Here is a 12,397-nt window from a genome sequence, read left to right on the forward strand (position 1 = left end):
TCTGACACGGGCCCGCAGTCGACCGGACGCCACCGTTCACCGTACTGACGCCTGGACGTCGACAAAAGTAAGGGGCCCCTGAGGCAGGTGGGTCGCTCCGCGTCCCGGACGTCCCCGCGCGACCCGCGGTGCTCAGCCCGCCAGGGCGGCCCGCAGCCGGTCGGGGTCGACCCGCCAGAAGTCGTGCTGGACGCCGTCGACGAAGGTCACCGGCACCTGGTCGGTGTAGCGCCGGCGCAGCTCGGGGTCGGCGTCGACGTCCTCGGTCGACCAGTCCGCGCCGGTCTCGGCGCAGACCGCCCGGACCACGGCCAGCGCCTCCTCGCACAGGTGGCAGCTCTCCCGCACCAGCACCGTCACCCGGCTCACTGCTCCTCCTCCAGGGCGTCCACCAGGTCACGCAGGTCCTGCTTGCGGATCTTGCCGGTGATGCTGCGCGGCATCCGCTCCAGCACGTAGATCTCGCTGGGGCACTTGTAGCGGGCGAGCCGGGCCGAGACGTGGCGCTGCAGCTCGCCGACCGACAGCCCGGAGCGGCCGGGCGCGACCGAGACGAAGGCGACCAGGCTCTCCCCGGTCTGCTCGTCGCCGTGGCCGATCACCGCGGCGGCGTGCACCGCGGGGTGCTCCATCAGCGCCTCCTCGACCTCGCTCGGGTAGACGTTGAACCCGGCCACGATGACCACCTCACGCAGCCGCCCGGCGAGGAAGAGCTGCCCGTCGGCCAGGTAGCCGAGATCGCCGGTCGACCACCACCCGTCCGGGCCGGGGGCGCCGTGGCCGTCGGGCCAGTAGCCGGAGAAGAGGTGGTCCCCGCGGACCTGCACCTCGCCGGGTCCGCCGTCGTCGACGCCGCCGATGCGCACCTCGACCCCCGGCAGCGGGACGCCCACGTGGGCGCCCGAGATCAGCTCCGGCTGCCCCAGCGTGGTGCACACCCCCGGGGCGGCCTCGGTCAGCCCGTAGGCCTGGTCGACCCGCACCCCGGTGACGCGGGCGAACTCCCGCGCGAGCGCGGTGGAGAGCGGCGCCCCGGCCGACAGCACCCGGTCGAGGCCGCGCAGGCCGACGTCCACGCCGGGCAGCTGGAGCAGCCGGAACATCACGGTGGGTGTGAGCGGGAGCTCGGTGACGCCCTCGGCGCGGATCACGTCGAGCAGGTCCGGACGCAGCCCGGGCAGCACCACGAGCCGGGCGCCGGCGGCCAGCGAGGTGCCGAGCACCGCGTTCAGCCCGAAGACGTGGAAGAACGGCAGCAGCGCCAGCACCACCGAGGACCCGTCCAGCCCGCTGGCCCGGGCGACGGAGGACACGCTGGTCGAGACCGCGCGGTGGCTGAGCATGACCACCTGCGGGTGGCGCACCGAGCCGGAGGTCTGCACCAGCACCGCCAGCGCCTCGGGGTCGACCGGGGCGGCCACCGTCTGGGGCGCGGTCGGGGTGCCGAGGACGTCGGTCAGCGAGCGGACGTCCAGGAGCCCGCCGGCCACCTCGCCGGCGCCGGCGGGGTCGTCGCTGAGCAGCAGGCTGGCCCCGGTGAGCTCGGCGGTGGCGCGCAGCTCGGCCGGGGTGGCCTGCGGGTTGACCGGGGTGGACACCGTTCCGGTGCGCAGGCACGCCAGGTGGGCGACCACCATCGCCAGGGAGTTCTCGCCGTGCAGCAGCACGCGCTGCGGCGCCCGCAGACCCCACTCGGTGAGGAGTGCGGCGGCGTCGGCCACGGCCGCCTCCAGCTGGGCCCAGGTGGTCTCGCGCCGGTCGCTCCCCGGGGCGGCGGGCTCGATCACCGCCACCGCGTCGGGACGCCGTCCGGCGTGCTCACGCACGGTGTCCGAGAGGTTCACGCGTCGAGTCTGGCACAGCGCCCGGAGCCGCCCTGGCCTCCCCTCCGGCCACCGACCGGGACCCCGCCACCACCCCTGCCGAACCTCCCGCGACTGTGGACGATCCGTCCCTCTCCGCCGGGTCATTCGCCCGTATCGGCCACACTCGCGGCGGGAGGGCGGCAGGGCGGGCGGGCGGCAGGGTCTCAGAAGAAGGGGCTGCGGCGTTCGGCGAGCATGGCGTAGAGGGTGTCCTGGATGGTCTCGCGGACCTGGTTGGTGACGTCGAAGACGGTCATCGCGTCGTCGGCGGTGCTGGCGTCCAGCTGGTCGGTGGCGATCGGCTCGCCGACCTGGATCATCCACTTGCTCGGCAGCGGCACGGCGCCGAGCAGACCCAACCACGGGAACAGCGGGGTGATCGGCAGGTAGGGCAGGCCGAGCGCGCGCGCCGCGGTGGGCGCCTGGGCGAGCACCGGGTAGATCTCCTCCGAGCCGACCACCGACACCGGGATGATCGGCACCCGGGCGGCGATGGCGGTGGAGACGAACCCGCCGCGACCGAAGCGCTGCAGCCGGTACCGCTCGGAGTACGGCTTGCCCAGCCCCTTGAACCCCTCGGGGAACACCGTCACCAGGTTCTCCGTCTGGAGCAGCCGCAGCGCGTCCTCGGGGCAGGCGTAGGTGACGCCGATCCGGCGCGCGAAGTCGTGGGAGAAGGGGGTGGCGAAGACCAGGTCGGCGCCCAGCATCCGGGGGTGCCGGCCGATCTCGTCGAAGATCACCGAGTGCAGCACCAGGCCGTCCAGCGGCAGGGTGCCGGCGTGGTTGGCCACCAGCAGCGCCGGGCCCTCGGCCGGCAGGTGCTCGACCCCGCTGATCTCGGCGCGGAACCAGGAGCGGGCCAGCGGACGCAGCGCGGGCAGCACGATCCGCTCGGTGAACTCGGGGTCGAAGCCGAACTCGTCCACCGCGTAGTCGCCGGCCAGCCGGGAGCGGGTGTAGCCGACGACGTCGTCGACGGTGCCCTGCCAGTCCACCCCGAGCTCGGCGGCGATGCCGACCGCGGTGGCCAGCGGGTCGGCCAGGGCGTCACGGACCGCCTCCGGGGACGCCTCCCGCAACTGGGTCAGCACCGCCCCGGCGGACTGCAGCAGCTCCCCGAGGACCGCGGCGACGTCCAGCGGCTCGCGGTCGAGCGGGTCCTCGTTGCGGGGGCCCCGGGTGCCGTCGTCGGGGGTGTCGGTGGCCGGCGGCCCCTCGCCGGGTTCGGGGCGCGGTCCGCTCTGGTCCTGCGGGTGCGGAGGTCGCCCGTCGACCGGCTCACGGCCTCGGGGTGGCGTCTGCTCCTCCGGGGTGGGCTCCTGGTCAGGCACGGCCGGCTCCCAGGCGGCGCTGCGCGACCGAGACGATGTGGCTGCGCACGCCGGGTGAGGTGAGGGCGATGAACTCCTCGGCGGCGCTGCGGCTGGTCCAGTGCGAGCGCACCTGCAGCGCCTCGGCGACCCGGCGCACGTCGAGCACCCGGCCGAAGGTGATGCCGTCGACGTCGTCGGGGACGGTCAGGTCGGCCCGGGCGGCGGGGCGGCGCAGCGCGGCCAGAGCCGGCCGGGGCACCGGCCAGGCGGGACGTCCGAGCCAGGTGAGCAGCTGCGACAGCATCACCACGTCCGGCGCGGCGACGTTGTACAGGCCGGGCTCGGGGTGGGTCACGGCCCGGGTGACGGCGTGCGCACCGTCGGCGGGGTGCAGGAACTGCAGCCGGGCGTCGAACCCGGCGGCCTTGGGCACCACCGGACCACTCAGCCAACGGGTCAGCTGCGATCTCACCCCCGCGCCCAGCAGCGGTCCGAGCCGCAGCACGGTGACTGCGACGTCGGGCCGGCGCTGCGGGAGTGACCGCGCGTAGGACTCGATCTCCAGGCAGTCCTGGGCGAAGGCGGTGCGGGGTCCACCGCGCAGGCCGGCGTCCTCGCGGAAGGCGGCGGGGTTGCGGGCGGAGGCGGCGTACACCTCGGCGGTGCTGCCCAGCACCACCGAACGCACCCGCGACGAGCGCTGGCAGGCGGCGAAGAGCTGCATCGAGCCGATGACGTTGGACTCCTTGTCCGCGGCGCGGCTGCGCCGGCTGCCCCCGCGGACGACGAGCGGGGCCAGGTGCACCACGGTGTCGACCTCGCGGGAGACGAGCAGCCCGGCCAGCACCGGCGAGCGGACGTCGGCGCGGACGAAGCTGACGTCCTCCAGCGGACGGCGGGGCGGGACCAGGTCGACCCCGACCACCTCCAGCCCGGGACGGGCCGCCAGCGAGCGGGCGCAGCGGGCCGCGAAGTCGTCCGAGACACCGGTGACCAGGACGACACGTGCCATGGCGGGGAGCCTAGTCGTCGCCCCGGCCGCCCCGTCGACGCAGCCGCCCTGGCCGGGGTGCCACCGCCGTCCGGGCACGGCAACGGGCCCCGTCTGCGGACAGACGGGGCCCGGACGCCGCTGCTCGGCCCGGGGGACGGTGCGCCACTCGTGACCGGGTCACGGGCGCACCACCTTCACCGGGCGGCGCGGCTCACTTGCCTGCGCGGCGGCGCTGGATGCGGGTGCGCTTGAGGAGCTTGCGGTGCTTCTTCTTGGCCATCCGCTTGCGGCGCTTCTTGATCACAGATCCCACGAACACATACCTCTTCTGATCGACCCAGCCCTTCCGGGAAACTCCGCAATCCTACCCGGAGCCCCGTCGGCGCGGGAAATCCACTCAGCCGGCCTGGTAGTGCGAGCTCTTCAGGTAGGCCCTGACCGCCTCGGCCGGCACCCGGAAGCTGCGTCCGAACCGGACCGCCTCCAGCTCACCGCCATGGATCAGCCGGTACACCGACATCCGGGACAGCCGCATCATCTCGGCCACCTCGGCCACCGTCAGGTAGGTCGGGGCGTCCACCGCCCGCTCGGAGTGCGCTCCGGCACCGGCAGGCGCGCCGTCGGCGTCAGTCATGGCTCCCCGTCCTCCGCTCGCAGAGCCGCCGCCGGCTCCTGTCTGCAGCGAACCCTAGCGCCCCCTGTGACGGATGGGGAAGGCGGGAACACCACCTCGTCAAGCCGCCACGCCGACGTCCTGCCGGACGCAGCCTCCGCCTCCCACCCACCGCGTCCGCTCCACGCGCGCCGCTCCACCCATGCGCCGCTCCACACACCTTCGGTGGCCCGCACCCACGCTGCAGCGTGTGTGCCGGTGCGCGAAGGTGGGTGCCGTCCACCGACCGCGTCCGCTTCACCCACCTTCCGCGGGCCGCACCCATGCTGCAGCGTGTGTGGCGGCACGCGGAGGTGTGTGTCGCTCGGGTGAGCAGGTGGCGCGCGAGGGGATCAGTACGGCTCGGGGTCCAGACCGAGCTCGGGGAACACCGCACGGCGGGTGGCGAGGATCGCGTGGTCCACCGCCGACTCGGGGTCGACGCCGTCGGCCAGCGGGACGAAGGAGCCGTCGGCGCCGTCGCCCATGGTCGCCGGGGCGGCGTCGCCGTAGGGTTCACGCCAGTCCTCCGGGATCGGCGTCGAGGCCGGCACCGGACGGCCGGCGACCACGCCGAGCAGATGGGTCCAGGCCCGGGCGACACCGTGCAGCGGGGAGTAGCCCCCGCCTCCGACGACCACCCAGCGACCGTCGGTGGTCTCCTCGGCGAGCTCGCGCACCCGTGCGTAGGCCGCGGCCATCCCGTCCACGCTCAGCTGCAGGTCGGTCAGCGGGTCGGTGCGGTGGGCGTCGCAGCCGTGCTGGCTGATGAGGATCTCCGGCTGGTAGGCCCGCAGCACCTCGGGCACCACCGCCTCGAAGGCCCGGCGCCACCCGGCGTCCCCGGTGCCGGCGGGCAGCGCCACGTTGACCGCCGACCCGGGCGCGACGATCGACCCGGTCTCGGTCGGCCAGCCGGTGCCGGGGAACAGCGTCGCCGGCGACTCGTGCAGGCTGATCGTCAGCACACCGGGGTCGTCGTAGAAGATCTCCTGGACGCCGTCGCCGTGGTGCGCGTCGAGGTCGAGGTAGGCGATCCGGCGCACCCCCTGCTCACGCAGCCAGCGGATGCCGACGGCGACGTCGTTGTAGACGCAGAAGCCGCTGGTGAGCGCCGGCATCGCGTGGTGCAGGCCGCCGCTGATGTTGGCCGCCACCCGGCTCTCCCCCGACCACACCGACCGGCAGGCCTGCACGGTCGCCGTGCACACCTGCGCGGCCGCCTCGTGCATGCCGGGGGTGACCGGGTTGTCGGAGGTGCCGATGCCGAACCGGGGGTCGGGCTCCTGCCGGCGCACCGCCTCGATGTAGTCGTCCTCGTGCACCAGGCGGACGAGCTCGTCGTCGGCCGGGTCGGGTTCGACCACCTCCAGCCCGTCCAGCACCCCGAGGGCCTCGGCCAGCGAGACCGCCAACCGCACCCGGCCCTGGCCCATCGGGTGGGCGGGGCCGAAGTCGTAGCCGGTCAGCGCCTCGCCGTGGACCAGTCGTCCCGTCACCGGCTCAGCCACCCGACAGCAGCCGGGACCGGTCCCGGGCCGACTCGATCGCGGCCATGAAGGCGGCCCGGACGCCGTGGTTCTCCAGCGTGCGCACCGCCGCCGCGGTGGTGCCGCCCGGGGAGGTGACCATCTCGCGCAGCTCGGTGGGGTGGCGCCCGGTCTCGCGCAGCAGGTGCGCCGAGCCGAACATCGTCTGCACCACCAGCTCGGTGGAGACGTCGCGCGGCAGCCCGAGCTGGACGCCGCCCTCGATCATCGACTCCACCACGTAGAAGAGGTAGGCAGGCCCGGAGCCGGAGATGGCGGTCACCGCGTCCTGGTACTTCTCCGGGACGGTGACCACCCGGCCGGTGGCCGAGAGCAGCGAGTGCACGTGGGCGAGCTGCTCGGAGCTGGCGTGGGCGCCGCCGGAGATGGCCGCCATCCCCTCGTCCACCTGGGCCGGCGTGTTCGGCATCACCCGGACCACCGCCACCGGGCGCCCGATCTGCTGCTCGATGCTCGCGGTGGTGACACCGGCGCAGAGCGAGACCAGCAGGGCGTCCTCGGCGACCACCGGCCCGATCTCGGCCAGCAGATCACCGAGGTCCTGCGGCTTGACGACCACCACGACGGTGCTCGCCTCCCCCACCGCGCTGGCGTTGTCGGCGGCGCTGACGCCGTAACGCTCGACCAGCTCGGTGCAGCGCTCGGGGCGGCGGTCGGTGACGACGATGTCGGCGGCGTCCCAGTCGGCCCGCAGCAGGCCGGCGAGCAGGGTCTCCCCCATCACGCCGGCGCCGAGGATGGCCAGGCGGCTCACGCGGTCCGCGCCCCGACCGGCTGCCCGGCCACCGCCTCGCGCGGGGCACCCGAGGTGAGCCGCTCGGCCACCAGCTCGGCGACCTGCACCGCGTTCAGCGCCGCCCCCTTGCGGAGGTTGTCGTTGCTGACGAACAGCACCAGGCCCTTGCCCGCCGGGGCGGACTGGTCGGCGCGGATCCGGCCGACCAGCACCGGGTCGGCGCCGGCGGCGTCCAGCGGGGTGGGGACGTCCACCAGCTGCACCCCGGGTGCGGCGGCCAGCAGCTCGGCGGCCCGCTCGGGGCTGAGGTCGTCGGCGAACTCGGCGTGCACCGACAGCGAGTGACCGGTGTAGACCGGCACCCGCACGCAGGTGCCGGCGACCAGCAGGTCGGGGATGTGCAGGATCTTGCGCGACTCGTTGCGCAGCTTCTGCTCCTCGTCGGTCTCGCCGCTGCCGTCGTCGACCAGCGAGCCGGCCAGCGGGAGCACGTTGTAGGCGATGGTCTTCGCGTACAGCTGCGCCGGCGGGAAGCTGACCGCGTCGCCGGTGAAGGCCAGCCCGGAGGCGTCCCCGACCGCGGCGACCTGGTCGGCCAGCTCGGCCACCCCGGTGCCGCCGGACCCGGAGACGGCCTGGTAGGTGGTGACGACGAGACGGCGCAGCCCGGCCGCGTCGTGCAGCGGCTTGAGCACCGGCATCGCGGCCATCGTGGTGCAGTTCGGGTTGGCGATGATGCCCTTCGGGGTGTGGGCGACCTCCTCGCCGTTGACCTCCGAGACCACCAGCGGGACCTCGGGGTCGAGCCGCCAGGCCGAGGAGTTGTCGATGACGACCGCTCCCTCGGCGGCCACCCTCGGCGCCAGCTCGCGCGAGGCGTGCTTGCCCGCGGAGAACAGGGCGATGTCGAGACCGCCGAGGTCGGCGGTCGCGGTGTCCTCCACCACGACCTCGCCACCGGCCCAGGGCAGCGTGGTGCCGGCCGAGCGGGCCGAGGCGAAGAACCGGATGTCCGAGATGTCGAAGCCGCGCTCGGCCAGCAGCGTGCGCATCACGCCGCCGACCTGACCGGTCGCTCCGAAGACTCCTACGCGCATGGGGCCAGCCTAGGCGTCCACCGCAGCCGGTGCCGACCCGTCCGGCGGCTGGGCCGCCCGGCCAGGGGCGACGTCCCGGTGGCCGTCAGCGTGCGAGTAGCGCTGCAGCGTGATGCCACTGCGGAAGGCGCGGACGTCCTGCAGGCAGCCGGGGCATCTGGTGGCCGTCGGGGAAGGAGCCGACGACCGCCGCCCTGGACCACCGGGCCGCCGGACTCATCGGACCAGCACGTCCCCACCCCCGCTGCGCCCGGACGTGGTCGCGTGGGACACCGGGCGCCGGGAGGTCGGACGTGCCTACAGTGACCGACGTGCCTGGTCCCGCCGGCGCCCCCCACGGGGCGTCGGTTGGGGGCAAGAGGGAATCCGGTGCGAATCCGGAGCTGCCCCGCAGCGGTCAGTGGGAACGACCGCCGTCATCCGCACTGGGACGTCCGTCCTGGGAAGCGACGGCCAGTAGGAGGAGCCCCGTGCTCCGCGCCCACGAGCCCGAAGACCTGCCAGCACCTGCCCGGCGACCGCCGGGCAGCAGGCCAGACCTCGCGGGAGGGTCGGCGCCGGCCCGCCCGGACGGGGTGGGCGGCTCCGCCGTGCCCGCGGGTCGTGAGGTGACTCGCGAAGGAGAGCACCGATGACGAACGACCACACCCCGCACGAGGCGCCGGCCGTCCGGCCCACCGTGCACGGCTACCCCCGGCAGGGGCCCGGGCGCCGGCTGAAGAAGGCGGTGGAGGGCCACTGGCGCGGCGAGGTGGACGCCGACGCGCTGCTCGGCGTCGCCGCGGAGCTGCGCCGGGAGCGGCTGCAGACGATGGCGGAGGCTGGGATCACCGAGGTCCCGGTCGGCGACTTCTCGCTCTACGACCACGTCCTCGACACCACGCTGCTGCTCGGCGCGGTCCCGGCCCGGTTCCCCGACCTGCCCGGCACCGGTGCGCCCGCCGACCGGCTGGCCACGTTGTTCGCGCTGGCCCGCGGCACCGACCTGCAGCCGCCGCTGGAGATGACCAAGTGGTTCGACACCAACTACCACTACCTCGTCCCCGAGCTGGACGCCGCGACGACCTTCACCCTGGACGCCGGGCCGCTGCTGGAGCAGGTGGCCGAGGCCCGCGCGCTCGGGCTGGTGCCGCGTCCGGTCGTGGTCGGTCCGCTCACCTACCTGCTGCTGGCCAAGCCGGCCGATCCCTCCGCCGGCTTCGACCCGCTCAGCCTGCTCGACCCGCTGGTCGAGGTCTACGCCGAGCTGCTCGCGGCGCTGGCCGGGGCCGGGGCGGGCTGGGTGCAGCTGGACGAGCCGGTGCTGGTGCAGGACCAGCCGGCGGAGGTGCTCGAGCGGCTGGAGACCGCCTACTCCCGCCTAGCGGCGACCGCGGACCGTCCCCGGCTGCTGGTGGCCACCTACTTCGGTGAGCTCGGGGCCGCCGCGCCGGTGCTGGCCCGGCTGCCGGTCGAGGGCCTGGCCGTCGACCTCAGCAGCACCGCCGGCGCCCGCACCGCGGAGGCCGACCTGGCCGCGCTGACCGACGCAGCCGGGCTGGCCGGGAAGCGGCTGCTGGCCGGGGTGGTGGACGGCCGCAGCGTCTGGCGCACCGACCTGGAGGCCGCGCTGGCCACCGTGGAGCGCCTGCGCCCGCTGGTCGGGCAGCTCGACGTGTCCTCCTCCTGCTCGCTGCTGCACCTGCCGCTGGACCTCGCCGCGGAGACCGCGATCGACCCGGAGGTGGCGAGCTGGCTGGCCTTCGCCCGGCAGAAGCTGGACGAGGTGGTCACCGTCGCCACCGGCGCCTCGCAGGGCCGGCAGGCGGTGGCGGCCGAGCTCGCGGCGGCGGCCGCGGCCCGGGCGTCCCGGCAGGCCTCGCCGCTGGTGCGCCGGCCCGACGTCCGCGACCGGGTGGCTGCGGTGACCGAGGTCGACACCCGCCGCGACAGCCCCTCCGACCTCCGGCTGGCCGCCCAGCAGGAGCACCTCGGGCTCCCGCTGCTGCCGACGACGACGATCGGCTCCTTCCCCCAGACCACCGAGCTGCGCACCGCCCGCGCGGCGCTGCGCCGGGGCGAGCTCGACCAGGCCGGCTACGACGCCGCGATGCGCACCGAGATCGACCGCGTGCTCGCGCTGCAGACCGACCTCGGGCTGGATGTGCTGGTGCACGGCGAACCCGAGCGCAACGACATGGTCCAGTACTTCGCCGAGCTGCTCGACGGGTTCCTCACCACCGAGCAGGGGTGGGTGCAGTCCTACGGCAGCCGCTACGTCCGGCCGCCGATCGTGGTGGGCGACGTGGCCCGTCCGGCGCCGATGACGGTGGGCTGGAGCCGCTACGCCCGCGAGGCCGCCGGTGGACGTCCGGTCAAGGGGATGCTCACCGGGCCGGTGACCATGCTGGCCTGGTCGTTCGGGCGCGACGACCTCGGTGCCGACGAGACCGCGACCCAGATCGCGCTCGCCCTGCGGGACGAGGTGACCGACCTCGAGCAGGCCGGGATCGACATCATCCAGGTCGACGAGCCGGCGCTGCGCGAGACGCTCCCGCTGCGGGCCGCCGACCGTCCGGCCTACCTGGAGTGGGCGGTGCGGGCCTTCCAGCTGACCACCGCCGGGGTGGCCGACCGCACCCAGGTGCACACCCACATGTGCTACGCCGAGTTCGGCGAGATCCTCGGCGCGATCACCGCGATGGACGCCGACGTGATCAGCCTGGAGGCGGCCCGTTCGCGGATGGAGATCGTGGGCGACCTCGCCGCGGCGCACTACCCCAACGCGGTCGGCCCCGGGGTGTGGGACATCCACTCCCCGCGGGTGCCGTCGGTGGAGGAGGTGGTGGAGTCGCTCACCCTCGCACTCGACGGCGGCATCCCCGCCGCACGGCTCTGGGTCAACCCCGACTGCGGGTTGAAGACCCGCCGCTACGCCGAGGTGGAGCCGTCCCTGCGCCACCTCGTCCAGGCCGCCCACGCCGTCCGAGCCCGCCTCACCGCCTGACCCCGCGCCGTCGCCGCCGCCCCGCCCCCCGGCCCCCGCCCCCGCCCCCGGCGAGTGTGGTCGTCCCGTCGCTTCCGTCGACCGCAGAACGACGATCCGGCCACACTCGCGGCCGGAAAGCCGGGCCGGGGCGGCCGGCCCGAAGACCGCCGCCCGGGGCTGCGGCCCGTCCGGCAACCCGCTCCGCCGCGCGAGTGTGGCCAAGCCGTCGCTCTCCACTACCGAGGAACGACGGAACGGCCACACTCGCGGCCAGGTGGAGGGCGGACGGACGGACGGGCGGCCAGAGGGCCGCCGGCGGGGCGGGCGGGGGTCAGAGCCAGTCGACGTGGGGGGCGACCAGGGTGTAGCCGACGAAGGCGGCCACGTCGAGCAGGGTGTGGGCCACCACCAGCGGCCAGACCCGTCGCCAGCGCAGGAACACCAGGCCGAGGACGAGCCCCATCAAGACGTTGCCGGCGAACCCGCCGAAGCCCTGGTAGAGGTGGTAGCTGCCCCGGACCAGCGCGGAGGTGAGGAGCACCGCGACCCACGACCAGCCCTTCTCCCGGAGCCGGCCGAAGAGGTAGCCGACCACCACGACCTCCTCGAGCAGGCCGTTGGCGAAGGCGGCCAGCACCAGCACCGGCACCGTCCACCAGGCGGCGGTGAGGTTGGCCGGCGCGACGGTGGTGTTGACCCCGAGCTCGCGGGCGAGCAGGTAGAAGCCCAGCCCGGGGATGCCGATGCCGGCCGCGAGCCCGAGCCCGACCAGCGCGTCCCGCAGCGGGTGGCGGCGGTCCAGCCCCATCCCCGACCAGCCCCAGCGGCCCGGGCGGGCCCACAGGAGGTAGAGCGCCAGGGCGACCGGCACCGCGAGGAAGACGTTGTTGGCCAGCTGGTAGGCCAGGTCGAGCCAGGGCCGGTCGGGGACGGCGGAGGTGTTCATCGACGTCGTCTGCTGGTTGAGCGGTTCGGGACGGGTCAGCTTCTCGGTCAGGCTGAGCACCGAGTACACCGCGGACTGCCCCAGTGACAGCGCGAGCACGACCAGCACCTCCAGCCCCCAGCGCGGTCGGGTGGAGGGCACGGGCGTCTCGAGCACGCCGTCGTTCTACCACCCGGGCTCCACCGCGCCGGCATGCGAAGGGCAGCCTCTCCGTAGAAGTGTTCGGCGAGGCTCAGCACGCTGGCAGGCCGCGCACGGCCCCCACTAGCGTCC

Annotated in this window: 11 protein-coding genes and 1 riboswitch; of the genes, 1 reads left to right on the forward strand and 10 read right to left on the reverse strand. The window is 74.7% G+C overall.

Annotated features, from left to right (window positions below; translation table 11 throughout):
• Positions 1-132 precede the first annotated feature (132 nt).
• The 9 genes from DT076_RS12530 to DT076_RS12570 all read right to left on the reverse strand — a co-directional run bounded on the left by DT076_RS12530 (position 133) and on the right by DT076_RS12570 (position 8,210).
• Entirely contained in the window at positions 133-369 is a 237-nt protein-coding gene (locus tag DT076_RS12530) for a glutaredoxin family protein (RefSeq protein WP_233493921.1), read from the reverse strand.
• Positions 366-1,844 (reverse strand): class I adenylate-forming enzyme family protein, encoded by a 1,479-nt coding sequence (locus DT076_RS12535; RefSeq protein WP_158548124.1) that lies wholly within the window; start codon positions 1,842-1,844, stop codon positions 366-368. Before DT076_RS12535 ends, DT076_RS12530 begins: the two co-directional genes overlap by 4 nt.
• A 185-nt stretch (positions 1,845-2,029) precedes the next feature.
• The gene (locus tag DT076_RS12540) at positions 2,030-3,199 is read right to left on the reverse strand and encodes a 1-acyl-sn-glycerol-3-phosphate acyltransferase (RefSeq protein WP_114127015.1); all 1,170 of its coding nucleotides are present in this window, start codon (positions 3,197-3,199) and stop codon (positions 2,030-2,032) included.
• The gene (locus DT076_RS12545) at positions 3,192-4,193 is read right to left on the reverse strand and encodes an NAD-dependent epimerase/dehydratase family protein (protein WP_114127016.1); all 1,002 of its coding nucleotides are present in this window, start codon (positions 4,191-4,193) and stop codon (positions 3,192-3,194) included. Before DT076_RS12545 ends, DT076_RS12540 begins: the two co-directional genes overlap by 8 nt.
• Positions 4,194-4,386: 193 nt before the next feature.
• A complete protein-coding gene (locus tag DT076_RS12550; protein WP_042842924.1) occupies positions 4,387-4,488 on the reverse strand; it encodes a 30S ribosomal protein bS22 in 102 nt (33 codons plus the stop codon).
• An 84-nt stretch (positions 4,489-4,572) separates the two neighbouring features.
• Positions 4,573-4,809: a helix-turn-helix domain-containing protein gene (locus DT076_RS12555; protein WP_114127017.1), complete on the reverse strand. Its 237-nt coding sequence runs from the start codon at positions 4,807-4,809 to the stop codon at positions 4,573-4,575.
• A gap of 371 nt (positions 4,810-5,180) precedes the next feature.
• Entirely contained in the window at positions 5,181-6,326 is a 1,146-nt protein-coding gene (locus DT076_RS12560; RefSeq protein WP_199539152.1) for an acetoin utilization protein AcuC, read from the reverse strand.
• Between the two features lie 4 nt (positions 6,327-6,330).
• On the reverse strand, positions 6,331-7,131 hold the full coding sequence (proC, locus tag DT076_RS12565; protein WP_114127018.1) for a pyrroline-5-carboxylate reductase: 801 nt from the start codon (positions 7,129-7,131) through the stop codon (positions 6,331-6,333).
• The gene (locus tag DT076_RS12570) at positions 7,128-8,210 is read right to left on the reverse strand and encodes an aspartate-semialdehyde dehydrogenase (protein ID WP_114127019.1); all 1,083 of its coding nucleotides are present in this window, start codon (positions 8,208-8,210) and stop codon (positions 7,128-7,130) included. Before DT076_RS12570 ends, proC begins: the two co-directional genes overlap by 4 nt.
• A gap of 329 nt (positions 8,211-8,539) precedes the next feature.
• Positions 8,540-8,711, forward strand: a riboswitch (cobalamin riboswitch).
• 130 nt (positions 8,712-8,841) lie between these two features.
• Here DT076_RS12570 and metE point away from each other — a divergent pair.
• Entirely contained in the window at positions 8,842-11,196 is a 2,355-nt protein-coding gene (gene metE, locus DT076_RS12575; RefSeq protein ID WP_114127020.1) for a 5-methyltetrahydropteroyltriglutamate--homocysteine S-methyltransferase, read from the forward strand.
• A gap of 313 nt (positions 11,197-11,509) precedes the next feature.
• On the opposite strand, the gene DT076_RS12580 is transcribed toward metE, so the two are convergent.
• Positions 11,510-12,280: a CPBP family intramembrane glutamic endopeptidase gene (locus DT076_RS12580; RefSeq protein WP_233493922.1), complete on the reverse strand. Its 771-nt coding sequence runs from the start codon at positions 12,278-12,280 to the stop codon at positions 11,510-11,512.
• Positions 12,281-12,397 lie beyond the last annotated feature (117 nt).

The organism is Desertihabitans brevis (genome assembly GCF_003327535.1).
Taxonomy (GTDB): Bacteria; Actinomycetota; Actinomycetes; order Propionibacteriales; family Propionibacteriaceae; genus Desertihabitans; species Desertihabitans brevis.